A 25,801-nucleotide genomic window follows, 5' to 3' on the forward strand; every position below is an offset into this window, starting at 1 on the left:
TGTTGCCGGTCCGCGTCGCTCAGAAGCCGCCGCGCTGCTGCTCCTGACGCCGATGCCAGCGTTGCTCCATCCGGTCGACGACACTGCCGCTGCGCCGGCGCCGCATCGGCGCTCCGGTCCGCGGATCCACCAGGGCCAGGCGCGGGATCCGCCGCCAGGCGGTGATCCCGAAGACCGCACCCGCGAGCATCAGCACGAAACCGCCGACGCTCACCCACTGCTGATGCAGGAAGAGGCCTCCCATCAGCAGGCCGACGCCCACCACGAAGCCCGCCGCCGAGGCGTAGACGGCCCGACGGGTCCGCGTGCGCAGCCCGCTGCCCTCAAGCGCCGTCGCGAACTTCGGGTCCTCGGCGTACAGCGCTCGCTCCATCTGCTCAAGCAGACGCTGCTCGTGCTCCGAGAGCGGCACGTCGTCCTCCTCATCTGGCCGCCGAAGGCGGGGTCACCGCCACCGGGGCGCCCACCCCGCCGCACTGCTTGATTCTCTTACAGAGTTTTTTGATCTCGCTAGTGATGCGTGTATGCCCCGGGCGACCGGCCGTCATGCTTGCTGGCTTTACCCGAATCATACGGTTCAACCGGGGTTTTTGGAGGGTGGTGCCTGATGTGCGGCACCTCTCTCCTGACCTGCGCACTGACCTGCCGCGGGACGGTCGTGAACGCTCCGTCGTGACCGATCAACGGGTGAAGCGGTGGAGAAGTTTCCGGCAGCCCCCGGACCCGGCTGCGGACCGTGCCCCGACCCTCCCAGCAGGCTCGCCGGACGCACCGCTCCGAGGCCGAACTTGGCCTGCACCGCGTCGACCGTCCGCTCCAGCTCGGCCCAGCCGCGTTCCCGCTCCCCCAGGGCGAGCTGCTGCGGCCGCGCCCCCTCCGCCAGACCCTCCACCCGCAGCCCGACCAGCCGGATCCTGGCCCGCCCCGGCGCCAGCCCCTGGAAGAGCGGGACCGCCGCCGCGTACAGGTCGCGCGCGAGGTCCACCGGCTCGGGGAGGCTGCGCGAACGGGTGACGGTCCGCAGATCGGCGAACCGCACCTTGACGGTGACGGTGCGCCCGGCCAGGCCGCCGGCACGCAGCCGCGCCGCGGCGGACTGGGCCAGCCCGAGCAGCGTGGTCCGGATCAGCTCGTGCTCGGCCGAGACGTCGGCGGGGAAGGTCCGCTCCCCGCCCAGGCTCCGCTCGGCCCGCTGCGGCACGACCGGCCGCGGGTCCTCGCCCCGGGCGAAGCGCGCGAGCTGGTCGCCGGCGGCGGCGCCGACGATCCGCCGCAGGGTCTGCGGCGGCGTCCCGGCGAGGTCCCCGACGGTGAGCAGCCCGAACCGTGTCAGCGCCTCCGCGGTACGGGGGCCCACGCCGGGCAGGGCGGAGGCCGCCAGCGGCAGCAGGAAGCCCTCCACCTCGGCCGGGCCCACGACCTTGACGCCGTCCGGCTTGGCGGCGACGGAGGCGAGCTTGGCGATCAGCTTGTTCGGTCCGACGCCGACGGACAGCGCGAGACGCTGCTCGTCGCGGACCCGCCTGCGCAGCAGCTCCGCGAAGGCGCGCGGCCGCACGGGCACTCCGGCCAGGTCGAGGTACGCCTCGTCGAGCGAGACGGGCTCGACCCTGCGGGCGCAGGCGTGCAGGGCGGCCATGACACCGGCGGACACGAAGGCGTACTCGTCCAGGTCGGGCGGCACGACGACCAGGTCGGGACAGAGCCGCCGCGCCCGCACGACCGGCTGCCCGGACGCGACGCCCCGCGCCCGCGCCTCGTACGTCGCCGACATCACCACCCCCCGCGGCCCGGTCCCCCCGACCGCGACAGCCCTCCCCGCAAGCTCCGGCCTCCGCCGCTGCTCCACCGCGGCGTAGAACGCGTCCAGATCCGCGTGCACGATCACGACGGGCCCCATACGACTGCGCAGAGAACGCGTTGCACCACCAGGAGCGCGGGACTCTGCCGATCAGCGGCTCCGCCGCACGGGCGCGACAGGTCACAACGGAGGGCCCGCTGCACCACCAGGGGCGCGGGGAACTGCGCGACAAGCCACCCCAGGTGGTGAGTCCCCGAACGTGCAGGGCCATCCGCACAGGGTGGTTTCTCGCGCAGTTCCCCGCGCCCCTGAGGTGGCACCTCGCCTGCAGAGGCTCCGCGCCCCTGGGCAGTGCCTGGTTGCTCGCCTGCGGAGCCGCTAGGCCTGCGCGAGCAGGTGGAGCTGGGTGGCCACGGCGTGGAAGGACGGGTCGTCGGAGGCCGCCTGCTCCAGGGCGAGGAGCGCGTCCAGCGCGCCCGGCTCGGTGTCGACGAGGACGCCGGGGACCAGGTCGGCGAAAATGCGGACGCCGTGGACGGAGAGGACGGACAGCCCTGCCCCGTCTGCCAGAGCCCGGAGCTCCGCTCCGGTGAAGCGGCGCGGCGCGTCCGCCTTGTCGACGCCCGCCAGGGTCGCCTTCGCCTCGGCGAAGTGGCCGGAGAGGGCGCGGGCCAGGACCGCGCCGTTGCGGTTGGCGGCGAGCAGGCTGACCAGGCCGCCCGGGCGCAGCACCGCGGTGAGGTCGCGCAGCGACTCCGCCGGGTCGTCGACGACCTCCAGCACGCCGTGGCAGAGCACCGCGTCCACACTGCCGGGGGCGACCAGCTGGGCGAGGGTGTCCGTGTCGCCCTGTATCGCGCGGACCTGGCCGGTGACGCCGGCCTCCGCCGCGCGCCGTTCGAGCGCGAACAGGGCGTCGGGGCTGGGGTCGACGACGGTGACCCGGTGGCCCAGGCTCGCGACGGGCACGGCGAAGTTGCCGGTGCCGCCGCCGGTGTCCAGGACGTCCAGGACCGGGCGGCCGAGCTCCGCGGCCTGGCGGTCCAACGCCGTGCGCAGGACCTCCCACACCACAGCGGTCCGAAGGGCACTGCGGGGACGCGTCGGGTACACGGATGGGCTCCTCGGGTCGACTCTCCTGACCAACAGAGCCACCCTATTGCCTCCCACCGCTGGTCGGGCCTCATCCCGGACTCCCCGGGCTGGTGTGCCACAGCTTGCGCGGGGCCTCCGCCGCCGGGACGCCCGGCGGCTTGAGGTCGGCGTAGGGGGACATCCGGAAACCGCTCGGGTGCACCATCACCCTGCGCGGCGGGGCCTGCGTCGGCTCGGGCCTGGCCGCCAGGACCGCGCGCACCGCGTCCACGCCCTGCTGCTGCCACAGCTCGTGCAGGGCCGTCAGCTCCCATGCGGCCGTCGCCGTCAGCGAGACCCCGCGCGGGCCGGTCCGGCGGACCACGCCGCGGACCAGCAGCAGCCAGGAGTGGAAGACCGTCGACGCGTAGTGCTGCTGCGCGTCCTCGAACATGGCGAAGTCGAGCGGTCCGGTCGCGTCGTCGAGGGTGGCGAAGACGACCCGGACGCCGGTCCGCACCGGCGGGGTCTGGGTGGCGACCTTGACCCCGGCGATCAGGATCTCGCTGCGGTTGCGCTGGGACAGCAGCTCGCGCGAGCGGACCGTGCCGAGCTCGTCCAGGAAGGGGAGATAGGGGCTGAGCAGGTGGGCGCTGTGGTCCAGGCCCAGTGCCTCGATCTCGCCGCGGATGCGCTCGGTCTCGGTGGGCGCCGGCAGCGCCGTGGGGCCGGTCTGCCGCTCCTGCTCCTCGGGGTCGGCGTCGGCCAGCTCCAGCTGGGCGGGGCCGGGGCGGCGCGGGCCCTTGGGCTTGGGGTCGGTGGCGGCGTGCAGCAGCAGGTCACGGCGGGTCAGCTCGGGGTGCAGGGTGTCCAGCGCACCGGCCAGGACCAGGTTCTCCAGGGTCGGCTGCGAGGGCTCGGCGCGGCGGCGGAAGTCGGGCAGGCTGGTGTAGCGGACGCCCTCGCGCTCGCCGACGATCCGCTGCAGCTCGGCGTCGGTGATGCCCTTGACGTCGGCGAGGCCGATCCGCAGCGCCTCGCCGTCGGGGGTGAGCTCCAGGGTGTAGTCGGCGACCGAGTCGTTGACGCTCGGCGGCAGTACCGGGACGCCGAACTGACGCGCGTCGTCCAGGATCAGCCGCTTCGGGTACATGCCGGGGTCGTGGGTGAGCAGGCCGGCGTAGAAGGCGGCCGGATGATGGACCTTCAGCCAGGCGGACTGGTAGGTCGGCAGCGCGAACGCGCCCGCGTGGGCCTTGCAGAAGCCGAAGGAGGCGAAGGCCTTGAGGATCTCCCAGACCCGCTCGACCACCGGCCGGGGATAGCCGCGGTGGTCGGCGGCGACGCAGAACCAGTCGCCGATCTCCTGCTGGCCCTTGATGCTGCCGAGCACCCGCCGGGCCTGGTCGGCCCGGTCCGGCGGGCAGCCGGTCATCGTGGCGATGATCCGGATGACCTGTTCGTGGAAGACGACCACGCCCTCGGTCTCGGCGAGGATCGGCCGCAGGTCGTCGTGGACGAAGACCGGCTCGGCCCAGCCGTGGCGGGCGTTGAGGAAGGGGGTGACCATGTCGCTCTTGACCGGTCCGGGACGGAACAGCGAGATGTCGATGATCAGATCCCCGAAGGTCTCCGGGGCGAACTTGCCGATCAGCTCGCGCTGGCCCGGCGACTCGATCTGGAAACAGCCGAGCGTGCGGGTGGAGCGGATCAGCTCGAAGGTCGCCTCGTCGTCGAGCGGGACCGCGTCGAGGTCGACCCGCTCCCCGCGCACCCGCTGCGTCTCGGCGACCGCGTGGGCCATCGAGGACTGCATCCTGACCCCGAGGACGTCGAGCTTGAGCAGGCCGATCGCCTCGACGTCGTCCTTGTCGAACTGACTCATCGGATAGCCCTGGGCGCTCTGCTCCACCGGCGTGCGGTCGCGCAGCAGGCCGTCGGAGAGCAGCACCCCGCTGGGGTGCAGGGCGATGTGGCGGGGCAGGCCGTCCAGCTTCTCGACGAGGTCGAACAGGACGGCGAAGACGCCCTCCTCCAGCCGGGAGTGGCGCAGTTCGGGAAGGTCGCGCAGGGCCGCGCGGGCGTCACGGGCGCGGATGTGCGGGAAGGCCTTGGCGACCGCGTCGATCTCCTGTGGCGGCAGCCCCAGCGCGGCGCCCGCGTCGCGGACGGCGTGACGGACCCGGTAGGTCTCCAGCATCGCCACGCACATGGTCCGGTCCGAGCCGAAGCGGTCCAGGATCAGGTCGTAGACCTCGGTGCGGCGGGCGGACTCGACGTCGAGGTCGATGTCGGGCAGCGAGACCCGCTTGGCGGACAGGAAACGCTCCATCAGCAGGCCGTGCTCCAGCGGGTCGACGCCGGAGATGCCGAGCAGGTGGTTGACCAGGCTGCCGGCGCCCGAGCCGCGCGCCGCGCAGCGGACGCCGGCGGCGCGGGTGAGGTCGACGACCTCGGCGACGGTGAGGAAGTAGGTCTCGTAGCCGAGGGCGTTGATCAGCGCGAGCTCCGCCTCGAGCCGGTCGGTGACCTCGCGGCGCGGCCTGCCGTAGCGGCCGGGGATGCCCGCCTCGCAGCGCTGCCGCAGTTCGCGGACCGCGCCCGCGTGGGTGGTGCCGAGGACGCTGGGCTCGGGCAGGTGCATGGTGTTCAGGCCCAGGTCCAGATGCGGGTCGAGCTCGCACTGCTCCGCGATCCGCCGGGTCCGGGTGAGCAGGGCGCGCGCCTCGGCGGCGGTCTCGCAGAGGTCGTGCGCGAGGGCGGCCATCTCCGGCCCCGACTTGAGGTACCCCTCGGCGTTGACCCGGTCGCGGGAGCGCAGCTCCAGCGGGACCAGCCGGCGGGCGGCGTCCAGCACGTCGGCGACGGGGGCGTCGCCGGGAACCGGATAGCGCACGGCGTTGGTCAGCACGGTGGGCACGCCCACGTCCTGGGCCAGACACAGCAGCCGCCAGGCCGCGGCGCGGGAGGCGGGGTGGCCGGGCGGGGCGAGGTGGTGCACCACCTCGACCACGACGGCCTCCCCGCAGACGGCCCACCAGCGCAGCAGCTCCGCCCTGGCCTCGGCCATCCGTCCGGCGGCCACGGCGCGTCCGACGGTCGACTCGGGGCCGAGCAGCACGTAGAGCCGGTCGGCGGCGTCCGCGATCTGCTCCGGCCGGACCACGGCCCGGCCCCGGCGCGCCATGTCGTCCCCGTGCGCCGCGCTGACCAGCCGGCAGAGCGCCGCCCACCCGCGTCGCCCGCCGCGCGCCAGCACCACGACCCGAGGCGGCCTGGCCGCGTCGGCGGCGGCGCGGTCGAGCCGCAGATCGGCGTCGGAGTCCGGAACGGGAGCGGGGACGGGCGCGTGGGCGGCGGGGGCCTGTGCCGCACCCGCGCCGGTGGGCCCGCAGGCGAGGTCGGCACCCAGGATCGGGCGGATCCCGGCGGAGACGCAGGCCTGGGCGAAGCGGACCGCGCCGTAGAGGCCGTCCCGGTCGGTGAGCGCGAGTGCGCCCATGCCGAGCACGGCGGCGTGTTCGACGAGGGCCGCGGGTGTGGCGGTGCCGTAGCGCAGCGAGTAGCTGGAGGCCGTGTGCAGATGCACGAAGGAGTCCGCGGGGCTCATGGTGTCCGACTCCTTCAAAGGCGTTGTGGGCCCCTCCCGATCCCGCCGTCTGCTGTGTCCGTCCGTCCGGCCGCGTCCGGCCGGCTCACCCCGTGCGGGGCATCCCCTCCTCGCCCTCGTCCCCCGCCCGCCGCGCCGAGGGCACCGCGCCGCGGGCGACCAGGCGCTGCACCATCCGCAAAAACAGCGCGGTGTTGCGGATCAGGTCGTCCGCGTCCCGCGCACTCGCCGCCGAGGCGATCCCGGCCTCGGCGGCGGCGCGCTTGGCCGCGCCGGCCGCGTAGTAGACCGCCCACTCCGCCAGCTCCGGCGCGACCTCGGGGAGGACCTCCCACGCGGTGCGGATCCGCTTCCGCTTGCGCGGGCTCTCCTCCGGCCGCCCGCGCAGCGCGAGCACCGCGGCGGAGGCGCGCAGCGCGGCGAGGTGCGCGGTCGCGTACCGCTCCAGCGGCCCCGACAGCTCCCGCGCCTCCGCGAGGCCGCGCTGCGCCTGCGCGAGCAGATCCACCGCGGCGGGCGGCGCACCGGCCCTCCGCAGCACCGGATGGATGTCCTCCGCCGGGCGGTAGGGCATGCCCGACCCACCGGTCGGGCTCGGCAGCGGCAACTGCAGCACCTGCGCCCGCGCCCTGCGGTTCGCGTCCTTGGTCTCCCTCATGACGTACGCCCTCCCATGCTCGGCAAGCCTGTCGTCAGTCCGTCGTACTGGTGAGGGTCCAGCGGTCGGTGTTGCGGTCGAAGCTGAGGTCGTAGACGCCGGGGGCGAAGCAGCGGCCGGGGCTGGCCTCGACCCGCCAGACCTCCCGCTCCGTCCGGTCGAGCGGCTGCCCGGCCGTGTGCACGGCGGGAACGGAGACCACACGGGCCTCCTCCCACCAGGCGCCGCTCTCCTTCCAGTGCCCCAGCACCTCGCGCACCGCGTACACCTTGTCGCGCCAGAGGAAGTGCGTGGGCAACCCCGTACCGCCGCGCACCTCGACCAGGTCCGCACGCTTTCGGCTCATCGCGTCCTCCTCCTTCACCGACCTCGTTCGAACTCTCGTTCGAACATCTCCAGAGTAACCCGCCGGACCGGAGCCACGTCAACGCCGTATCGCCCACATGGCCCCTCACTCGCCATGCTCCACCGCACCACTGACAACGCCGGAACGGGCGGCCACTGTCAGTGACCGCCCGTCCGGCGAAAAGGTTCGTTCCGGCAGCTCAGCGCCGCCCCTCACTCGTTCGAGGGCACCGTCCCGGTGGTCGACATGGTTGGCGCGGACGCGACGAGGTCCGGCTCGTCAACCGCGCGCAGCCGCGCTACAGCTCCACCGCGCACCCGTCCGGCGTGATCGCCCCCGGACCCGTCCGGCCGTGCCCCACTCGAATCGTTCGCATGGGGAACAGTGAAGAGCGGCAGGAAGAGCTGGACCAGCGGGCCGATCGCCAGCGCGTACACGACCGTGCCGACACCCACCTGACCGCCCATCAGCCAGCCGACGGTCAGCACGGTCACCTCGATCGAGGTCCTGACCAGGCGGACCGAGCGGCCGCTGCGGCGGACGAAGCCGGTCATCAGGCCATCGCGCGGGCCGGGGCCGAAGCGGGCGCCGATGTAGAGGCCGCTGGCGACGCCGTTGAGCACCACGCCGCCCGCCAGCACCGCCGCGCGGAGCGGCAGGCCGTGCGGGGCCGGCAGCAGGTTCAGGGCCGCGTCGACCGAAAGGCCGATGACGAAGACGTTGCTGACCGTGCCCAGCCCCGGCCGCTGCCGCAGCGGGATCCAGAGCAGCAGCACCGCCGCGCCGACGATCATCGTGATGGTGCCGAAGGAGAGCCCCACATGGCGGGCCAGGCCCTGGTGGAAGACGTCCCACGGATCCAGGCCCAGGGCCGCCCTGATCTGCATCGCCATGCTGACGCCGTACAGCACGAGGCCGAGGTAGAGCTGAACGAGACGGCGGGTGAGCTGTAGGGCCACCGCGGCCCCTCCCTTCCGACAGGCACTTGAATTTGGCAGGTTCAAGGAACACCCTGGAGCTGATTGGCCTGCCAATCCATAGCCAATTCGCGAGAGGTGGACTGACTGATGGCTCCGGCCCCCCGCGCCGCGATCGGCGCGCCGCAGCTCGACCGCGCCCTCGGCGACTGGCAGCGGGCGGGCCAGGGCCCCGCCTACCGCGCCCTCGCGGGCGGGCTGCGCACCCTGGTCCTCGACGGGCGGGTGCCGGTCGAGACCCGGCTGCCCGCCGAACGGGAGCTGTCCGCCGCGCTCGGCGTCAGCCGGACCACCGTCGCCGCCGCCTACGAGCTGCTGCGCGACGAGGGCTTTCTGGCCAGCCGACGCGGCGCGGGCAGTTGGACCGCGCTCCCGGCCGGGCGGCCGATGCCCGTCGCCGGCCTCTCCCCCTTCCCCACCGACGGCGGCGGGGTGATCGACCTCGGCGTCGCCGCGATGTCCGCGCCCGAACCCTGGCTCAGTGAGGCCATGGCGCACGCCGTGGCCGAACTGTCCGGGTACACCCGCACCCACGGCGACTTCCCCGCCGGGCTCCAGGTGCTGCGGCAGGCCGTCGCCGACCGGTACGCCGCCCGGGGCCTGCCCACCGCACCGGAACAGATCATGATCACCAGCGGCGCGGCGGGCGGCCTCTCGCTGCTGCTGCGTCAGCTCCTCGGCCCCGCCGAACGGGTGGCCGTCGAGTCGCCCAGCTACGCCAACGCCCTGCAGGCGTTCAGGTTCGCCGGGGGCCGGGCCGTGCCGGTGCCGCTGCTGCGCGAGGGCTGGGACCTGGAGGCCTGGTCGCGCACCCTGCGCGACGCCGCGCCGCGCCTGGCCTACACCATCCCCGACTTCCACAACCCGAGCGGCCTGCTCATGTCCGAGGAGGAGCGCCGCGAGCTGGTCGCCGCCGCCAGGTCCACCGGCACGCTGCTGATCGCCGACGAGACGATGGCCGAGCTCTGCCTGGACCCTGGGCTCGTCGGCTCGATGCCGCGCCCGATGGCCGCGTTCGACCACAGCGGCTGCGTGGTGACCCTCGGCTCGGCGGGCAAGACCTTCTGGGGCGGGCTGCGGATCGGCTGGATCCGGGCCACCGCGGAACTGGTCCGCCGCCTCGCCGCGGACCGCGCCAGCCTGGACGTCAGCTCACCGGTGGTCGAGCAGCTGGCGGTCGCCCGCCTGCTCGACCCCGAGGTGCTGCCCGAGGTGCTGGACTTCCAGCGCGAGCGGGTCCGCGCCCAGCGGGACGCGCTGGTGGCGGCGATGCGCGCGGACCTGCCCGACTGGAACTTCCGGCTGCCCTCGGGCGGGCTCTCGCTCTGGGTCCGCACCGGGCCCGGGCTCTCCGGCAGCGCGCTGGCCACGACGGCCCAGCGGCACGGCGTCTGGATCGGCTCAGGTCCGCGCTTCGGCGTGGACGGCGTGCTCGAACGCTTCGTCAGGCTCCCTTTCGCCCAACCGGCCGAGGTCTCCCGCGAGGCCGTACGCCGCCTGGCCGCCGCGGCGGCGACGCTGGGCTCGGCGCCCGTCGGCGCGGCCACCCCGACGAGCGAGGTCACCCTGCTCTGACGGGCCGGCCTCTCGCTCCCGGCCCGCCCGGGCCGGTGAGTCGGGCCGGCCGTCCGGGCCGGCGCGTCGGCACGGGAATGCGGAACGGCGCTCACGCGAGGACGAGCTCTCGCCCGCCGACGCGTGAACGCCGTTCCTTCCCCGTTCCCCCGTACTCCCCCGTACTCCCCCGGTTCCCCCCGGCTTGGTGCTCCCCCCTCGGCCGGGCAGCTGCTCCGCCGCCCCGTGTCGGCGGTGCAGTGCCGGGCCCCGGCCGCCGGGGCCCTGCGGCCCCAGCGCTTCCCGGTGCCCACTACTTTGCCGTCGTCGCAGGTCGGGAACCATCCGCGCGCGTACTCAACCCGTTCGGCCCAATCCCTGAGTACAAGTACTCAGGGATCTTGGGGACGAGGGCCGGGCCCGTGGTCCCTCGCACCGGCCCCCGGGCAGGAGGCCCTACTCTGGTGCCCGACCGACACATCTGCGTATTCGGGGGACTCACGTGGGACTGCTCCCACTCATCTTCACCAGCGGCTGGGCGAGCGGCATCAACGCCTACGCCGTGGTCCTGATCATGGGCCTGCTCGGCCGCTACGACGGACTCGCCACCGTGCCCCCCGCCCTGGAGCGGACGGACGTCCTGATCGTCGCCGCGGTGCTGTTCCTGATCGAGGCGGTGGCGGACAAGATCCCCTATGTCGACTCCGCCTGGGACCTGGTCCACACCGTCATCCGGCCGGTCGCCGGCGCCGTGGTCGCCGCGCTGCTGGCGGGCCACGCGCACGACTCCCTGACCTCGCTCACCGTCGCCGCCGCGCTGGGCGGCGGGACCGCGCTGGTGAGCCATACGGTCAAGGCCGGGGTTCGGATGGGCGTCAACACCTCCCCCGAGCCGTTCAGCAACATCGTGGTCAGTCTCGGCGAGGATCTGGGCGTCGCCGGACTGGTGACCCTCGCCCTCTTCCATCCGGTGCCCGCCGCGATCGTCGCCGGGGTGCTGCTGCTGGCCGGCGTCCTGCTGGTGCTGTTCACGCTCTCGCGGATCAGGCGCTTCTGGCGCCGCAGGCAGGAACGCCGGGCCGAACGAACCGCGCTCAGGACTCCCGTGCGGGGGTGAAGTGATCGGTGCAGCTGCGCGGGCCGGCGTTGGTGAGGCTCGCGCACACCCACATCGAGTCGTTCTCCGGTGCGGGGATCAGCGGGGTGTAGACGTCCCGGTCGTAGTGCACGACGTTGACCTGGGCGTCCCCCTCCGAGTTGTCCACGTCGACGGTGGAGCCGACCTGCGCGTCGGAGATCCGGCCCCAGGCGGCTCCGCAGGTCTTGCTGTACCGCAGCTCGATCACCAGGTCCTTGGGGATCGAGCCGGTGCGGACCGTCACCGCGTCGGCCGAACAGTTCATCTTCTTCGGGTCCTTGCCGTCGCAGGTCGCACCGTGGCAACCGACGACCGGGCGGGTCACCTCGGGAGCCGGCCCGGTCGCCCGCTCGGGCCGGACGACGGGTGCGTTGCTGCGGAACACCCCGAGCGCGTAGCTCACACCGAGCCCGGCGAACAGGACGACTAACCCGGCCAGCGCCAGAAGCAGTCCCCTGCGCCCCGGACGCGCGGCAGGCGGTGACTCCCCGTCCGGCTGCTCGGGCCCTTCGGCCTCGCCGGACGTGACGTCCACCGCGGCGGCCACCACGTCCGGACCGTGCGAGCCCTCCGGGCCCTCCGACCCGTCCGGAGCGTCGGAGCCCGGTCTCGGCGCCGGCAGCACCGCCTCCGCGCCCTCGGCACGTTCCGCGTCGGCCTCGTCCCACAGCGCGAGCACCTGGGCGGCGTCCCCGCCGCAGGCCCGGACCATCCCCTCGACCGCGCTGCGCGGCGGGAACTGCTTTCCGTTGACCCAGCGCTCCCAGGACGACTTCGCGTAGTGCGTCCGCTCGCCGATCCTGGTGAAACTCAGTCCGGACGCCGCCTTCAGCGCCTGGAGTTCCCTGGTCAGCCGTGCTGCCGCATCCAGGCGCACGGCATCGTCGATCTTGTTACTGGCCACCTGATGTACGCCCCCGTAGTCAAGCTGATCAAGCCGACGGACATATTAACTTGTGATCCGCCAGAAGGCTCAAGCGATCCATTTCGCCGTGTCGGTCGACATGTCGTCACTTGCCCGAACCGTCCCACGGAACCGTCCGCATCCCGCTGCGCGCCGAGCTCCGGCCCCAAGTGCGCCGGGACATCCCAGGGACACCGTTGTGACTGGTGGGACGCCCGTGCGGCGAACCACAGTTGCGGCGACGCCCCTCGCCGGAGGGGCACTGAGGGGGAGAAGTGAGGAAGGGATCAACTCCGGTGCGCGGCTTCGTCGTGGCGCTGCTCGCCGGGCTGGCGGTGGGCCTGCTGCCCTCGTCGGCGCACGCGCTCGACTCCACCACCTGGGAGCAGCGCAATCTCGCGGGCATCGGCTATCTGAGCAGCAGCGGCGTCGACGGGGTGGCCGGTCCGCAGACCACCGCGGCCGTGCGCGCGTTCCAGCACGACAACGGGCTGGACGAGGACGGCGTGTACGGCGCCCGCACCGAACTGGCCCTGCACAACAAGGTCATCGAGGTGCAGCATGCGGTGGGCGCCTCCGCCGACGGCGCCTACGGGTCGGGCACCGCGAGCGCGGTCTCCGGCTGGCAGGGCGCGCACCACCTGAGCGCCGACGGCATCAGCGGTCCCGCCACGATGCAGGCGCTCGGCGTCGCCAGGACCGTGCAGATCACCGCGCAGAACCGGTTCGGCGCCTACGGCTGGAGCATCAGCGGCCAGTTCGGCTGCCTGGACCAGATCTACACCCACGAGAGCGGCTGGAAGGTGTACGCGACCAACCCCTCGTCAGGGGCGTACGGCATCCCGCAGGCCCTGCCAGGCACCAAGATGGCCACCGCGGGCTCCGACTGGCAGACCAACCCGGCCACCCAGATCCACTGGGGACTCGACTACATCCACGACCGCTACGGCACCCCCTGCTCGGCGTGGAGTTTCTGGCAAGCGCACAACTGGTACTGATCCATTGTCATGGACCGATCCAGCTCGACGTAGCAAGGAGAACGAAGTGACCAGTTCCTCCCTCGACCGCCGGACCCTGCTGCGCTACGGCACCGGCGCCCTCGCGGCGACCGGCGTCGCCCTGGTGGCGAACGTCGGCCTCGCCCGCTCCGCGTCCGCCTACGGGTGGCCGGGGACGCTCTCCCAGGGTTCCTCCGGCAGCGCGGTGTCCGAACTGCAGATCCGCGTCGCCGGCTGGGCGGCGGACTCCGCCGCGCAGACCTATGTGGCGGTGGACGGCTCCTTCGGCCCCGGCACCGCGGCCGCGGTGCGCCGGTTCCAGTCGGCCTACGGGCTGAGCGCCGACGGCGTGGCCGGCCCGCAGACCTTCGGCGTGCTCAACTCGCTGGAGAAGTCCGACGGTTCCACCGCGCATTTCAACTGGTCCGAGTTCACCAGCCACGACGGCTCCGGCTTCGGCGGCGGCAACGTGGGAGCCACCGAGGTCAAGGAGAACGTGCGGCGCACCATGTACAAGCTGGAGGCGCTGCGCAAGAAGGCGGGCGACCGCGCCGTCACCATCAACTCGGGTTTCCGCAGCACCTCGTACAACGCCTCGGTCGGCGGTGCGTCCAACTCGATGCACACCTACGGCGTCGCCGCGGACACCGCCGTCTCGGGTCTGTCCACCCTCAGCGTCTACCGCATCGCGGAGACCTGCGGCTTCTCCGGCCTGGAGACCCACACCGTGTCCTGGCAGCACGTGGACAGCCGGGTTGAGCACGGCAACTACGGCTCCGGCTTCTGGTGGTGGCAGGACGGCGTCGCGTAGCGCCCCCGCCCCCACCTCGCACCGCACCGCACCGCACCTACGTACCACCGCACAGTCACAGCGAACGAAAGAGAATCACCAGTGCGCTCGAACGCCTTCACCAGGACCCTCGTCGGCCTCGCCACCGTCGCCGCCGTCGCGGGCGGCGGTCTCGCCTCGGCGGGCACCGCCCTTGCCGCGCCGCGGCCGGCCGTGGCCCCGCAGCTCGTCCACCCGATGACCGTGGCCAACCTCGGTCTGACCGTCGACCAGGCCAAGCGGGTCCAGCACTGGCTCCAGGAGTTCTGGGGCTACAACGACGGGATCGACGGGCAGCTGGGCACGAACAGCTGGAAGGCCATGCAGCGCAGCCTCCAGCAGTTCTGGGGCTACACCGGACAGATCGACGGCATCGTCGGCAGCGGCACCGTCAGCGCGCTCCAGCGGATGCTGAAGGACGGCGGCTGGGGCTACTCCGGCGCGATCGACGGGATCGCCGGACCCGGGACGACGGCCGCGTTCGCGGCCTTCGCCGCGGGCGAGGGCGGGCCCGCCTGAGGGCCCACCGAGCAGTACGGACAAGGCGACGCCCCGGCAGCCCGCTCGCTGCCGGGGCGTCGCCCGTCCTCCGCCGGGACCCACGCCCGGTGCCGGGTCAGGCGAGCAGCCTGCTCCAGGTGCGGGCGTCCACCACGCCGTCGGCGGGCAGGCCCGCGGACGTCTGGAACGAGGTGACCCCGGCCTGGGTACCGGGGCCGAAGGCGCCGTCCACCGTCGTGGCCAGGCCGTGGGCGCCGAGCTGGCTCTGGACCGCCATCACCGCCTTGCCCGAGGCCCCGCGCACCAGGGGTGCCACGGCCTGGCTCCAGGTCTGGTTGCCCGCCACCCCGTCCGCGGCGGCGTGCGTGGTGTTCTGGAAGGTCGTGACCGCGCTCTGGGTGGCGGGTCCGTAGGCGCCGTCCACCGTGACCGGCACGCCGCGCTGGTTCAGCAGGTACTGCAGCGTCCGCACGTTCTCGCCGGACGCGCCGCTGCCGAGCACCGGCCACACGGGCCCGGTCGGATCGCCGCCGATCCGCGCCGCGACGTCGCGGCGCAGCTGCGGGATCATCGCGTAGAGCCGGTCGCCCGGGCACTCGGTGTTGTTGAAGTCCCGGTGCCCGTAGATCTGGTAGGCGCGCAGGCCGTACTGCGAGCAGATGTAGGAGATGAGGTCCACCAGCGCCGCGTACTGCTGGCCGCGCGGGTCGACGGTGCTGTAGGTGCCCTCGTTCTCGATGCCGATGGCCACCGTGTTCTGCGAGGTGCAGTGGGCCGACTCCACGTGCTGGGTGCCGGAGGCCAGCGTGGCCAGGCTGTTGTGGCGGCCCTCCATGATGTAGGCGCCCCGGCTGATGGTGAAGTGCTGTCCGGTGTCGATCCAGTGCTCGGTGTCCATCTGGTACGTCTGCATCGACTGCGCCAGCGAGTACGCGGCGGCCTGGGAGTAGTCGGTGACGTTGGCGGTCGCGGTGTGATGCACGATCACCTTGTCCGGGACGCCGGCGATCACGTTGAGCGGGGCGCTTGCCGGGCGTGCGCCCCAGGCGGCGGTGCTCGCCACCGTCGGACCGGCAGCGGCGGCCCGGGCGGTCGCGGCACGGGGCGTTGTGGCACGGGCCGCGCTCTCCGGGAGCGCGACCGCGAGCAGCGCCCCCGCGCCGAGCGTGAGGGCGCCGCCGAGGAGGGCGCGGCGTCCGGGCATGGACGGAAGGGAAGGGTGGTGAGTCATGGGCGGGTTCCTGATCCTTGACCGCTCGAACATTCAGGCGGGACACGGCTGTTGCGCCCCAATCTCCCCGGCGGCGCTCCGTCCCCGCACCCTTCCCACGTCCCCGTGCGGCTCGGTCCGGCGTCCCAGGGACGCCGGACCGAGCCGCACCGAAGGAAACCGGGCGGAGCCTACGAGCGGCCCAGCGGCTCCTGGGCCCGGGCCGGGCGCGCGGGACGCGGCGGGCGGACCAGCGTGGCCAGCACCACGAAGGCCACCAGCACCAGCGCCGCCGAGCAGGTCATCGCCATCGAGACACCGTGGGCCAGCGTCGCGTGCTGCGCGGCCGGGCCGGTGCCGGACGGGTGGCTGGTGGCCCGGGTGAACGCGGTGATCCCGACGGCGGTGCCGAGCGCGCCGCCCGCCTGCTGCATGGTCTGCAGCGTTCCGGACGCCGCTCCGGAGATCTCCGGCCGGACGCTGGACAGGATCGTGAGGCTCAGCGGGACCATGGTGAAGCCGGCGCCGAACCCGAAGAACAGCATCGAGGGCAGGATTCCGGACGCGTAGTGGGTGTGCGCGTCGACCCTGGTGAGCAGCAGCAGACCGGTGAGCAGCAGCAGTGGCGCCCCGAGCAGGAACGGCCGGGCGCCGAACCTGGGCACCAGGCGCGGAGCCAGCCGCGCCCCGGCGAAGATCGGCACCGCCAGCGGCAGGAAGGCGAAGCCGGCCTGCATCGGCGAGAGTCCCAGACCGTTCTGCAGGTACTGGGTGATGAAGAAGAACATCCCGAACATCGCCGCAGCGACCAGCAGCATCGCGGCGTAGCCACCGGCCCGCACCCGGTCGGTGAGCAGGAAGAGCGGCAGCAGCGGCTGCCCGACCCTGCGCTCGATCAGGACGAAGCCGGCCAGCAGCAGGACCGCCGCGGCGAAGCAGCCCACGGTCAGCGGCGTGCCCCAGCCGACCGTCGCGGCCCGGATGAAGCCGTAGACCAGCGCGACCATGCCGGCCGTGGCGGTCGCCGCGCCCGCCAGGTCGAGGCGACCGCCCTGACGCGGCGGCTCCTGGATCACGCGCGGCGCCAGCAGGGTGACGGCGAGCCCGAAGGGCACGTTGATGAACATGACCCAGCGCCAGTTCAGCCAGGAGGTCAGCAGTCCGCCCAGGATCAGCCCGACGGTGGCTCCGCCGGCCGACATGGCCGAGAAGAGACCGATCGCACGGGCCCGCTCGGTGGCGTCCTGGAAGGTGGCGACGATCAGCGCCAGCGTGCTCGGCGCCGCGACGGCCGCGCCGACGCCCTGGGCGACGCGGGCGAGCAGCAGCTCGGTGGGCGTGGTGGCGAGGCCGCCGGCCAGCGAGGCGAGGGTGAAGAGCGCGATGCCGGAGGCCAGCAGCCGACGTCGACCGAAGACGTCGCCTGCCCGGCCGCCGAGCAGCAGCAGCCCGCCGAAGGTCAGCGAGTAGATGTTCATGACCCAGCTCAGCCCGGCCGAGGAGAAGCCGAGCGCGTGCTGGATGCCAGGCAGCGCGATGGAGACGACGGTGGCGTCGAGGATCACCATCAACTGGCAGGTGAGGATCACCGCGAGCGCCAGCGGATGGCGTGCCCGTGGTGGTGGTTGCACCGAGGACCTCTGCTGCGCCGACGAGGCGACAGCAACGGAGGAAACGGGAGTGGTGAGGGTGTTCTCGGACATGGCTCCGCCCCTGGAGTACATGGAGAATGGGAGGTGAGAATTGGCAGGGAACTCAAACGGAGATATCCTCCGGTTCCAGGGACAACAATACGGAGACAGTCTCCGTTTAGCAAGGGATGAGGTCATGACGGCCGAAACCGCGGCGCAGGACGCCTCCGACCGACCGTCGCGACGCCCCATGCGCGCCGACGCCCGGCGCAACTACGAGCGCCTGGTCGAGGTCGCCACCGAGTCCTTCCTCGCCAACGGCCCGAACACCTCACTCGACGAGATCGCCAAGCGCGCGGGTGTCGGCCCCGGCACCCTCTACCGGCACTTCCCCACCCGCGACGACCTGTTCGACGCGGTCTGCACCCGCTGGACCGACGCGGTGGCGGCGGACGCGCGGCCCCTGCTCGCCGAGGAAGGCGAGCCGATCGAGGCGCTGCGCGTGTGGCTGGTCAAACTCGTGGACCACGTCGGCGAGTTCAAGGGCCTGGCCTCGGCCCTGCTGCTGACCGGCGACCGCAAGCAGGAGACGGCCGGAGTGCTGCACCGCACCTCCGAGGAGCTGATCGCGCGGGCACAGGCGAGCGGCGACATCCGTCAGGACGTCAGCGTGAGCGAGATCATGCAGCTGACCACCGGGATCACCTACGCCTGCAGCAGCGCGAAGCAGATGAACAAGCCCAGCAGCTCGCCGGAGCGGCTGATCGGCCTGATCATGGACGGGCTCACGGTCCGCTAGCGCGTCGGGGCCGGGGCCGGTTCACGGCGGGCGTCGCCGGACCGGCCGGACCCGGCGGGCGCGCGGGCCCTACCGGGCCCGGTCGGTGGGCTCGCCCTTGCGGGACAGCGCGGCGACCGCGGCGGCCAGCGCGAGCGTCGCCTCCACCTGGGCCACCTGGACGTGGTACTCACGGGTGTGCGTCAGGCTGGACGCGCGCGACTCCGCCAGGGCGCGGAAAGCCAGCTGCTCGTGGTGTTCGAAGTCCGCCATGCCGCCGATCATAGTGGCCCGCCCCCACCCGGCGGAGCCGCCCGCTGACCAGCGCATAGGATCCATGACCATGGCACGGATCGTCGTCATCGGCGCAGGCATGGGCGGGCTCGCCACCGCGGCACGGCTCGCCACGGTGGGCCACAGGGTGACTCTCTGCGAAGCGGCCGACACCCACGGCGGAATGGTCGGCGACCACCGGCGCGACGGCTTCCGCTTCGACACCGGCCCGGGGCTGCTGACGCTTCCCGCCGTCTACCGCGACCTGATGCTCAAGACCGGGCGGACCAGTCTCGAGGAGGAGGTCGAGCTGCGCCCGGTCGATCCCGGCAGCGTGCACCTGCTGCCGGACGGCACCCGCGTCGCCCTCGCCAACGCCTCGCTCGCCAGGGTCGAGAGCGCCCTCAGCGGCGCGCTCGGCGCGGACGCGGGCGAGCGCTGGGCCGCGATGCTGCGACGCGGACGCGGCGTCTGGGAGGCGACCCGCCGACCGCTGCTGGAGGAGCCGCTCCCCGAGGACCCGTCCGCACTGCGGCGGGACCCCTACGCCCCGGCCCGGCGCGGCCTGCTCGCCCGCGCGTCCCGGACGCTGGGCGAGGTCGCCGCGCGGGAGCTGCGCGACCCCGGGCTGACCGCCCTGCTCGACGAGTACGCGCTGCGCTTCGGCCTGGACCCGGAGCGCGCGCCCGCCTCGTTGACCTCGATGCCCTACATGGAGCAGAGCTTCGGCGTCTGGTACGTCACCGGCGGACTGCGCGCCCTCGCCGACGCGGTGCTGCGCCGCTGCGAGGCGCGCCGGGTCGAGCTGCGCTTCGGCACACGGGTGGAGCGGGTCCTCGGCGAGGAGCGGGCGACCGGCGTCGCGCTCGCCGACGGCAGCGTCCTGGATGCGGACGCCGTCGTCGACAGCCGTCCGCCCCGGCAGCCCACCGGTGCGCCCGGCCGCTTCACCCTGCTGCTCGCCCTGCGCGGCGCCAGGCCGGAGGGGACGGCGCACCGCACCGTGCTGCACGCACCGGACCGCGCCGACGAACTCGACGCGCTCTTCGGCCGCACCCCACGCCTCTGTGCCCGTCCGACGTTGCAGCTGCTCCGGCCGGACGACGCCACCCTCGCCCCGGCCGGGCACGGGACTGCGGTGCTGACCGCGACCGTCCCCGCGCATGGACCGGTCGACTGGACCGACGCCGCACGCGTCTCCGACTACGCCGACGCCCTGCTCGCCCGTGCCGTGACGGCCGCGCCCGAGCTGGGCGACCAGGTGCTCTGGACCCACGCCCGCACCCCGGCCGACACCGAGGCGGAGACCGGGACCCCCGGCGGCTCGGTCCCCCCGCCCTCCCTCGCGGGCGCGGGCGGCACGTTCCTGGCCCCGCCGAACGCGGACCGGCTGCCCGGCCTCTTCCATGTCGGCGGCGCGACCCACCCCGGCGGCGGACTGGCCAGGGTCGGCATGTCGGCGACGGTCGTCTCCGGGCTCATCGGCACGCCGTAGCCCCGCGCGGGCCGTCCTACGGCTGCGACTCCGGGTAGTGGTACTGCGCGTACTCGGGCTGCTGGGGGTAGGCCGCCTGGTACGGGTACTCCACCGGCTGCTGGTACTCCGGATAGGGCTGCTGGTACTCGGCGTACTGCTGCTGGTCGGGCTGCGGCTGGTACGCGGCGGCGTACTGCTGCTGGTAGTCGGGCTGGGCCTGCTGATAGCCCTGCTGCGGGTCCTGGTACTGCCCGTAGTACTCGGCGTAGGCGTACTCCTGGGGCTGCTGCACGTAGGCGCCCTGCTCGGTCGCGTAGCCGTAGTAGGCGGCCTGCTGCTCCTGCTCGCCGTAGCCGTAGTAGACGCTGTCGCCCTCGACCTGGTACTCCTCGGCCTGGAACACCGCCGTCGCCTCGACCGCCGCCACCGACTCCACCGCGCTGACCTCGCCCACGACCACCGGCTCGGGCGCGGCCACCGCGACAGGACCGGCGGCGGCCGCGCCGAAGAGGCGGCCGACGACCGGCACCCGCTCCGGCGGGACCAGCGACCAGTAGGGGCCGCCGGGGGCCTTGAGCGCGCGCGAGGCCAGGTACTGTCCCGCGCCGAAACCCAGGACTCCCCCGCCGATCAGCGGCAGCGAGCCCATCGCTACACCGCCCACCAGTCCGAGGAATCCGGCCAGCGCGAGCGCCCGCCAGGGCAGGGGGGCGCGGCGCTGCAGCAGCAGTTCGCCGAGCAGCCACAGGGCGACCACCGCGAACGCGGCATACAACAGGGTCACCTCTCGCCCACCACCTCTCGCACCGTCGAACGGTGGAGCACACCGTACCGGTTCGGGACGGGCGCCGGATCAGGCCTGTGGAGTCAGCCCGAGGTTCTGGTAGATCTCCGAGGTCACCGTCGAGAAGTTCATCGTCATGAAGTGCAGGCCGGGGGTGCCCTCGTCGAGCAGGCGGCGGCACATCTCCGTGGCGTACTCGATGCCGACCGCGCGCACCGCGGCCGGGTCGTCCTCCAGCGCCAGCATCCGCTCGGCGAGCGCGGGCGGGAACCAGGCGGTGCTGAGCTCGGGGATCCGGCGCAGCGAGCGGACGCTGGTGACCGGCATGATCTCGGGGATGATCGGCACCTCGCAGCCGGCCGCGGCGACGCGGTCACGGAAGCGCAGGTAGAAGTCGACGTCGAAGAACATCTGCGTGATCGCGTAGTCGGCGCCCGCGCGGACCTTGGTCACGAAGTGGCGGATGTCGTCGTCCCAGTTGTCCGAGCGCGGGTGCCCCTCGGGGAAGGCCGCCACGCCGACGCAGAAGTCGCCGGACTCCTTGATCAGCTCGACCAGCTCGGACGCGTAGTTCACGCCCTGGGCGTGCGACACCCACTCGCCCAGCGGGTCGCCCGGCGGGTCGCCGCGCAGCGCGAGGACGTTGCGGACGTCCTGGTCGGCGTAGTGGCCGAGGATGTTCCGCAGCTCGGCGACGGTGTGGTCGACCGCCGTCAGGTGCGCGACGGGGGTGAGCGTGGTCTCCGCCGCGATCCGGCCGGTGATGTTGATGGTGCGGCCGCGCGTGGAACCGCCTGCGCCGTAGGTGACGCAGACGAAGGTCGGCGAGAGCGCCTCGAGCCTGCGGATCGCCTTCCACAGGCCCGCCTCCGCCTCGGGCGTGCGCGGGGGCATGAACTCGAAGGAGTAGGACTTGGCCCCGGACGCCAGAAGATCACGAATGGAGACCGCGCGGTCAGGGCGGGTGCTGGGGGTTCCGAGAGCCATAAAGGAAGGTTATCCGCGATCCGGACGCATCCTGAAACAACTGTCCAGTCCTTGGGACGGCAGGTCGCGGCCGGAACACCCGCCCCGGCAAGCCCCGCCACCCGGGCCGCGGCGCCGCGCGTTACGCTTTTGGTCCCCGTACCGCTCGGAGTCCCCGGTGTCACTCGCTCAGCCCGTCCCGCCGCTCGTCGGCAACCCCGTGGACGAGGAATGGCTGCGGCAGCGGGTCGACCTGGCGCTCGCGGACTTCGTCCGCGACCAGGAGCGGACGCTGCTGGCGATCTCGCCCCAGCTCTCCCCCGTCTGCGGCACGGTGCGCGACTTCCTGCTCAGCGGCGGCAAGCGGCTGCGGGCGGCCTTCTGCTACTGGGGCTGGCGCGGGGCCGGCGGCGAGGTCGACGAGCCCGGCGCGGTGGCCGCGGCGGCGTCGCTGGAACTGCTGCAGGCCAGCGCGCTGGTCCACGACGACCTGATGGACCGCAGCGACACCCGGCGCGGCCTGCCCTCGGTGCACCGGCGCTTCCAGTCCCTGCACGAGACGCAGGGCTGGCGCGGCGACCCGGCCCAGTACGGCGGCGCGGCGGCGGTACTGGTCGGCGACCTGCTGCTGGTCTGGTGCGACGCGCTGTTCGGCGACTCCGGCCTGCCCAGAGAGGCGGTGCGGCGCGCGAAGCCGCTGTTCGACCTGATGCGCACCGAGGTGATGGCGGGCCAGTACCTCGACATGCTGGAACCGGCGGCGGCCTGGTCCGAGCCGACCCCGGTGGAACGGGCCAGGACGGTGATCCACTACAAGTCCGCCAAGTACTCGGTGCAGCGCCCGCTCCAGATCGGCGGCCTGCTGGCGGACGCCCCGGCCGCGCTCACCGAGGCCTACGCGGCCTTCGGACTCCCGCTGGGCGAGGCCTTCCAGCTCCGCGACGACCTGCTCGGCGTCTACGGCGACCCCGCCCTGACCGGAAAGCCCGCCGGCGACGACCTCCGCGAGGGCAAGCGCACCCTGCTGGTCGCCGAGACCCTCGCCGCCTGCGGCCCGGCCGACGCCCGCCTGCTCGACGACCACCTCGGCTCCCCCGATCTCGACGCCGCCGGCATCGACCGCCTCCGCGACGTGATCACCCGCAGCGGCGCCCCCGCCCGCGTCGAGGCCCGCATCACCGCCCTCCGTGCCGAGGCCCTGGCGGCTCTCTCCGCCGCCCCCATCGCCGACCCCCGCGCCCGCGCCGTCCTCCACCGCCTCACCGACGCGGCGACGACCCGTCGGCACTGAGCCGCCACGGCACCGACGGCCCCACGCGCTGCTGACGTCCGTTCAACTGCCCCGCCGGGGCCTGGCAACCGCGCGGCGGGATTCATGAACAGCGGTGTACACCACGTCACCTGACTATGGTTCAATACCGCTGGATCGTGCCCGGAGGGGGCCGGTCACACGGGGGTGGGACGTTGAAACCGCTGCAGGACGGGGATCCGAAGCAGGTCGGCCCGTACCGGATCATCGGGCTGCTCGGGGCCGGCGGGATGGGGCGGGTCTACCTGGGGCACCGTGAGGACGGCGTGACCGCCGCGGTGAAGGTGATCAACGAGGAGCTGGCCCAGGACAGCGGCTTCCGGGAGCGGTTCCGGCGGGAGGTCGCCGCGACCGGGCGGGTGGGCGGGCCGTGGATCGCGGCCGTCGTCGACCACGACGTGGAGGCGGAGCAGCCCTGGCTGGCCACGGAGTACGTACCCTTCCCCTCCCTGCACACCGTGGTGACCAAGCGGGGCCCGCTGGAGACCGCCGCCGTCCGGCAGCTCGGCGCGCGGCTGGCCGAGGCGCTGACCGCGATCCACGCCGCGCATCTGGTCCACCGCGACGTGAAGCCCGGCAACATCCTGGTCTCCGACGACGGCCCCAGGCTGATCGACTTCGGCATCGCGCGCGGCGCGGCGGTCACCACGCTGACCCAGACCGGCGTGGTCATGGGCACCCCGCAGTACATGGCGCCGGAGCAGCTGCACGGCCGGTCCCGGGTGGGGCCGGCCGCGGACGTCTTCGCGCTCGGGCTGGTGCTGGCCTTCGCGGCCACCGGCGAGCACCCCTTCGGCCAGACGGACTCCTACGGATTCGGCTACCGCATCGTCCACGAGGAACCCGAGCTGGACGCCCTGCCCGCGCAACTGGCGCCGCTGATCGCGCGCTGCCTCGCCAAGGATCCCGCGGAGCGGCCGAGCACGGAGGAGATCGTCGCCGCGCTGCGCGGCGACGCGCCGGTCGCGACGCTCAACCTGCTCGCCGGGCCAGACGGAGGCGAGGGCGCCCCGACCCCGGTCGTCGCCGCTCCCGCGGCGGGGGAGCAACGGCGGCCGCGACGCCGGGTCCTGGCGATGGTCGCGGCCGCCGCCGTGGTGCTCGGCCTCGCGCTGACGCCGACCCTGCTGCACGTCGGGGGCGGCCCCGGCACCACACAGGCCCAGGGCGGCGGCCGCTCGCCCGGCCCCGGCGGGACGGGAACGCCCACGGCGGGCGGCGGCGCGACGGCGGGGCAGTCGGCGTCGTCGGGCACGGACGGCAGCGGCTCTCCGAGCCCGTCCTCGTCGCCCACCGCCCAGCCGTCCGCGACGGCGGGCGGAGGAGCGGCCGGGAACAGCACTCCCACCGCCGGCAGCGGCGGCGGCTCCGGCAGGAGCACGGGCGGCTCGTCCGGCACGACGCACACGGGTTCGGGCACCGGGACAGGGACGGGGTCCGGGGCCGGCGGCGGCTCCGCGAGCACGCCGACCCACGCGCCGACGCACCCGCCGACCCCTTCCGGCTCCCCGCCCGGGGCGATGGCGGGCTTCAGCGCCTACTTCCACAACGCCTGCGTGGGCTACTGCGCCGACATGCCGCTCTCGCTCACCTGGAACGCGAAGCCGGGCGCGACCCGCTACGACGTCCGGTACTCGATCAACGGCGCGTCCCACAGCGCGTCCACCGCGGGCACGGCCTACACGGTGGACGGCCCCGCCTCGGGCGACAAGGTCTGCGTGGCGCTCCGTGCGGCCAACCAGTACGGCGCGTCCGCGTGGACGCAGACCTACTGCTTCGACACGCCTTACTGACGCGGGCAACCCTCAGGGGCGCGAGGCTCTGCTTGATTCACTGCGTGCGCGAGCAACCACCCCGTGCGGATGGCCCTTTCCAGTGAGGACCCTCCGCACAGGGTGGTTGCTCGCGCCCCTTCAGGCGCGTTCGCGGACCCGTCGGGCCAGCGACTGGGCCGCGGCGAAGGGGTCGGCGGCCTGGGTGAGCGCGCGGACGACGACGACGCGGCGGGCGCCGGCGTCGAGGACCTCGTCGAGGTTCGACTCGTCGATGCCGCCGATCGCGAACCACGGGCGGTCCGTGACCTGCTTGGCCGCGTAGGAGACCAGGCCCAGGCCGGGCGCGAACCGGCCCGGCTTCGTCGGGGTGGGCCAGACCGGCCCGGTGCAGAAGTAGTCGACGCCGGGCTCGGTCAGCGCGACGTCCACCTCCGCCTCCGCGTGGCAGGAGCGGCCGATGACCACGTCCTCGCCGAGGATCGCGCGGGCCACCGGGACCGGCAGGTCGTCCTGGCCGAGGTGGAGCACGTCCGGGCGGGCGCCGAAGGCGACGTCGGCCCGGTCGTTGACCGACAGCAGCCGGCCGTGCCGGCGGCACGCGTCGGCGAAGACCTCCAGCGCCGCCAGCTCCTGCTTGGCCTCCAGGCCCTTGTCGCGCAGCTGGACCACGTCCACGCCGCCGGCCAGGACCGCGTCGAGGAACTCGGCCAGGTCGCCCTGCTCGCGCCGGGCGTCCGTGCACAGGTAGAGCCTGGCGTCGGCCAGGACCGCGCCTCTCGGCGCCGTCACAGGGCCATCGCCTGGGCGCGGCGCTTGACCTCGGTGCCGCGGTTCTCGTTCAGGGCCTGCGCCGGGGTGCCCGGCAGGGTCGGGTCATCGGTGAAGAGCCACTGCAGGGCCTCCTCCTTGCTGAATCCGCTGTCCTTCAGCAGTGTCAGCAGGCCGATGACGCCCTTGACGGGCTTGTCCTCGCCGATGAACGCCGCAGGCACCTGCAGCGCGTTGTTCTCTCCGCGGCGCACCGCCAGCAGGGTGCCGTCGGTGACCATGTTGCGGACCTTGGTGACCTCAACGCCCCACTTCTCCGCGATGTCGGGGAGGTAGAGCCAGGCCGGAATCAGGGCGTCGATCTTGGGATCAATCTCACTCACGTCAACAGACTGCCATCCCCGACCCCCGGTGTGCACACTCACGACCGCGACACCGTG

General features: G+C 73.4%; 24 protein-coding genes and 1 pseudogene. 10 read left to right on the forward strand and 15 right to left on the reverse strand.

What is annotated here, in order from left to right:
* Positions 1–19: 19 nt before the first annotated feature.
* The 7 genes from BS83_RS18055 to yczE form a co-directional block, all read right to left on the reverse strand.
* On the reverse strand, positions 20–412 hold the full coding sequence (locus BS83_RS18055) for a DUF3040 domain-containing protein (protein ID WP_037604791.1): 393 nt from the start codon (positions 410–412) through the stop codon (positions 20–22).
* A 165-nt stretch (positions 413–577) separates the two neighbouring features.
* Complete coding sequence (dinB, locus tag BS83_RS18060) at positions 578–1,888, reverse strand: DNA polymerase IV (protein WP_232248403.1); 1,311 nt, start codon at positions 1,886–1,888, stop codon at positions 578–580.
* Between the two features lie 291 nt (positions 1,889–2,179).
* A complete protein-coding gene (locus tag BS83_RS18065) occupies positions 2,180–2,914 on the reverse strand; it encodes a methyltransferase domain-containing protein (RefSeq protein ID WP_037604792.1) in 735 nt (244 codons plus the stop codon).
* 70 nt (positions 2,915–2,984) lie between these two features.
* Positions 2,985–6,485 carry a DNA polymerase III subunit alpha gene (locus BS83_RS18070; protein ID WP_037604793.1) on the reverse strand — a complete coding sequence of 1,167 codons (3,501 nt, stop codon included), beginning with the start codon at positions 6,483–6,485 and terminating at the stop codon, positions 2,985–2,987.
* 85 nt (positions 6,486–6,570) lie between these two features.
* On the reverse strand, positions 6,571–7,143 hold the full coding sequence (locus BS83_RS18075; protein WP_198035255.1) for an SAV_6107 family HEPN domain-containing protein: 573 nt from the start codon (positions 7,141–7,143) through the stop codon (positions 6,571–6,573).
* Between the two features lie 34 nt (positions 7,144–7,177).
* Positions 7,178–7,489, reverse strand: a complete 312-nt coding sequence (locus BS83_RS18080; RefSeq protein ID WP_037609305.1) for a DUF6504 family protein — start codon at positions 7,487–7,489, stop codon at positions 7,178–7,180.
* Between the two features lie 212 nt (positions 7,490–7,701).
* Positions 7,702–8,382 (reverse strand): membrane protein YczE, encoded by a 681-nt coding sequence (gene yczE, locus BS83_RS18085; protein ID WP_408641095.1) that lies wholly within the window; start codon positions 8,380–8,382, stop codon positions 7,702–7,704.
* A 174-nt stretch (positions 8,383–8,556) separates the two neighbouring features.
* Here yczE and yczR point away from each other — a divergent pair, with 174 nt between their 5' ends.
* Together yczR and BS83_RS18095 are read left to right on the forward strand one after the other, a co-directional pair.
* Positions 8,557–10,041, forward strand: coding sequence for a MocR-like transcription factor YczR (yczR, locus tag BS83_RS18090; protein ID WP_037604794.1), 1,485 nt, complete (start codon positions 8,557–8,559; stop codon positions 10,039–10,041).
* 481 nt (positions 10,042–10,522) lie between these two features.
* Positions 10,523–11,137 (forward strand): DUF4126 domain-containing protein, encoded by a 615-nt coding sequence (locus tag BS83_RS18095; RefSeq protein ID WP_037604795.1) that lies wholly within the window; start codon positions 10,523–10,525, stop codon positions 11,135–11,137.
* Here BS83_RS18095 and BS83_RS18100 read toward each other — a convergent pair.
* Complete coding sequence (locus BS83_RS18100) at positions 11,115–12,062, reverse strand: DUF2690 domain-containing protein (RefSeq protein WP_037604796.1); 948 nt, start codon at positions 12,060–12,062, stop codon at positions 11,115–11,117. The genes BS83_RS18095 and BS83_RS18100 overlap by 23 nt on opposite strands.
* Before the next feature lie 335 nt (positions 12,063–12,397).
* On the opposite strand from BS83_RS18100, the pseudogene BS83_RS49130 reads away from it, so the two are divergent.
* The 4 genes and pseudogenes from BS83_RS49130 to BS83_RS18115 form a co-directional block, all read left to right on the forward strand.
* Positions 12,398–12,487 (forward strand): annotated as a pseudogene (locus BS83_RS49130) (hypothetical protein); the annotation flags it as partial.
* Between the two features lie 123 nt (positions 12,488–12,610).
* On the forward strand, positions 12,611–13,060 hold the full coding sequence (locus BS83_RS49135) for an aggregation-promoting factor C-terminal-like domain-containing protein (protein WP_456300479.1): 450 nt from the start codon (positions 12,611–12,613) through the stop codon (positions 13,058–13,060).
* A gap of 46 nt (positions 13,061–13,106) precedes the next feature.
* Complete coding sequence (locus BS83_RS48345) at positions 13,107–13,871, forward strand: D-Ala-D-Ala carboxypeptidase family metallohydrolase (RefSeq protein WP_037604797.1); 765 nt, start codon at positions 13,107–13,109, stop codon at positions 13,869–13,871.
* An 81-nt stretch (positions 13,872–13,952) separates the two neighbouring features.
* On the forward strand, positions 13,953–14,408 hold the full coding sequence (locus tag BS83_RS18115; protein WP_037604798.1) for a peptidoglycan-binding protein: 456 nt from the start codon (positions 13,953–13,955) through the stop codon (positions 14,406–14,408).
* A 97-nt stretch (positions 14,409–14,505) separates the two neighbouring features.
* Here the strand turns inward: BS83_RS18115 and BS83_RS18120 are convergent, their stop codons facing one another.
* On the reverse strand, positions 14,506–15,594 hold the full coding sequence (locus BS83_RS18120) for a peptidoglycan recognition protein family protein (protein ID WP_269664861.1): 1,089 nt from the start codon (positions 15,592–15,594) through the stop codon (positions 14,506–14,508).
* Positions 15,595–15,791: 197 nt separating this feature from the next.
* Positions 15,792–17,303 (reverse strand): MFS transporter, encoded by a 1,512-nt coding sequence (locus BS83_RS18125; protein WP_084713647.1) that lies wholly within the window; start codon positions 17,301–17,303, stop codon positions 15,792–15,794.
* A gap of 124 nt (positions 17,304–17,427) precedes the next feature.
* Between BS83_RS18125 and BS83_RS18130 the strand changes: the two genes are divergently transcribed.
* On the forward strand, positions 17,428–18,030 hold the full coding sequence (locus BS83_RS18130; RefSeq protein ID WP_051943261.1) for a TetR/AcrR family transcriptional regulator: 603 nt from the start codon (positions 17,428–17,430) through the stop codon (positions 18,028–18,030).
* A 69-nt stretch (positions 18,031–18,099) separates the two neighbouring features.
* On the opposite strand, the gene BS83_RS18135 is transcribed toward BS83_RS18130, so the two are convergent.
* Complete coding sequence (locus tag BS83_RS18135) at positions 18,100–18,282, reverse strand: hypothetical protein (RefSeq protein ID WP_157597225.1); 183 nt, start codon at positions 18,280–18,282, stop codon at positions 18,100–18,102.
* A 70-nt stretch (positions 18,283–18,352) separates the two neighbouring features.
* On the opposite strand from BS83_RS18135, the gene BS83_RS18140 reads away from it, so the two are divergent.
* Positions 18,353–19,777: a phytoene desaturase family protein gene (locus BS83_RS18140; RefSeq protein ID WP_037609310.1), complete on the forward strand. Its 1,425-nt coding sequence runs from the start codon at positions 18,353–18,355 to the stop codon at positions 19,775–19,777.
* Positions 19,778–19,793: 16 nt separating this feature from the next.
* Here BS83_RS18140 and BS83_RS41900 read toward each other — a convergent pair whose 3' ends face one another.
* Together BS83_RS41900 and metF are read right to left on the reverse strand one after the other, a co-directional pair.
* On the reverse strand, positions 19,794–20,543 hold the full coding sequence (locus BS83_RS41900) for a hypothetical protein (protein ID WP_051943262.1): 750 nt from the start codon (positions 20,541–20,543) through the stop codon (positions 19,794–19,796).
* A gap of 69 nt (positions 20,544–20,612) precedes the next feature.
* Positions 20,613–21,530: a methylenetetrahydrofolate reductase [NAD(P)H] gene (gene metF / locus BS83_RS18150; RefSeq protein WP_037604801.1), complete on the reverse strand. Its 918-nt coding sequence runs from the start codon at positions 21,528–21,530 to the stop codon at positions 20,613–20,615.
* A gap of 157 nt (positions 21,531–21,687) precedes the next feature.
* Here metF and BS83_RS18155 point away from each other — a divergent pair, with 157 nt between their 5' ends.
* Positions 21,688–22,800 carry a polyprenyl synthetase family protein gene (locus BS83_RS18155; protein WP_037604802.1) on the forward strand — a complete coding sequence of 371 codons (1,113 nt, stop codon included), beginning with the start codon at positions 21,688–21,690 and terminating at the stop codon, positions 22,798–22,800.
* A 173-nt stretch (positions 22,801–22,973) separates the two neighbouring features.
* Positions 22,974–24,611 (forward strand): serine/threonine-protein kinase, encoded by a 1,638-nt coding sequence (locus BS83_RS18160; RefSeq protein ID WP_051943264.1) that lies wholly within the window; start codon positions 22,974–22,976, stop codon positions 24,609–24,611.
* A gap of 120 nt (positions 24,612–24,731) precedes the next feature.
* On the opposite strand, the gene thiE is transcribed toward BS83_RS18160, so the two are convergent.
* Together thiE and BS83_RS18170 are read right to left on the reverse strand one after the other, a co-directional pair.
* Positions 24,732–25,382, reverse strand: a complete 651-nt coding sequence (gene thiE / locus BS83_RS18165; RefSeq protein ID WP_037604803.1) for a thiamine phosphate synthase — start codon at positions 25,380–25,382, stop codon at positions 24,732–24,734.
* A complete protein-coding gene (locus BS83_RS18170) occupies positions 25,379–25,744 on the reverse strand; it encodes an Rv2175c family DNA-binding protein (protein WP_037604804.1) in 366 nt (121 codons plus the stop codon). The genes thiE and BS83_RS18170 overlap by 4 nt, the downstream gene beginning before the upstream one ends.
* Positions 25,745–25,801: the final 57 nt, after the last annotated feature.

It is taken from the genome of Streptacidiphilus rugosus AM-16, assembly GCF_000744655.1.
GTDB lineage: Bacteria > Actinomycetota > Actinomycetes > Streptomycetales > Streptomycetaceae > Streptacidiphilus > Streptacidiphilus rugosus.

Bases quoted from the DNA above. Each gene is read 5' to 3' on its own strand.
- BS83_RS18070 (WP_037604793.1), bottom strand. From the start codon at position 6,485: ATGAGCCCCGCGGACTCCTTCGTGCATCTGCACACGGCCTCCAGCTAC.
- BS83_RS18075 (WP_198035255.1), bottom strand. From the start codon at position 7,143: ATGAGGGAGACCAAGGACGCGAACCGCAGGGCGCGGGCGCAGGTGCTG.
- BS83_RS18080 (WP_037609305.1), bottom strand. From the start codon at position 7,489: ATGAGCCGAAAGCGTGCGGACCTGGTCGAGGTGCGCGGCGGTACGGGG.
- yczE (WP_408641095.1), bottom strand. From the start codon at position 8,382: ATGGCGATGCAGATCAGGGCGGCCCTGGGCCTGGATCCGTGGGACGTC.
- yczR (WP_037604794.1), top strand. From the start codon at position 8,557: ATGGCTCCGGCCCCCCGCGCCGCGATCGGCGCGCCGCAGCTCGACCGC.
- BS83_RS18120 (WP_269664861.1), bottom strand. From the start codon at position 15,594: ATGCCCGGACGCCGCGCCCTCCTCGGCGGCGCCCTCACGCTCGGCGCG.
- BS83_RS18125 (WP_084713647.1), bottom strand. From the start codon at position 17,303: ATGTCCGAGAACACCCTCACCACTCCCGTTTCCTCCGTTGCTGTCGCC.
- BS83_RS18130 (WP_051943261.1), top strand. From the start codon at position 17,428: ATGACGGCCGAAACCGCGGCGCAGGACGCCTCCGACCGACCGTCGCGA.
- BS83_RS18135 (WP_157597225.1), bottom strand. From the start codon at position 18,282: ATGGCGGACTTCGAACACCACGAGCAGCTGGCTTTCCGCGCCCTGGCG.
- BS83_RS18140 (WP_037609310.1), top strand. From the start codon at position 18,353: ATGGCACGGATCGTCGTCATCGGCGCAGGCATGGGCGGGCTCGCCACC.
- metF (WP_037604801.1), bottom strand. From the start codon at position 21,530: ATGGCTCTCGGAACCCCCAGCACCCGCCCTGACCGCGCGGTCTCCATT.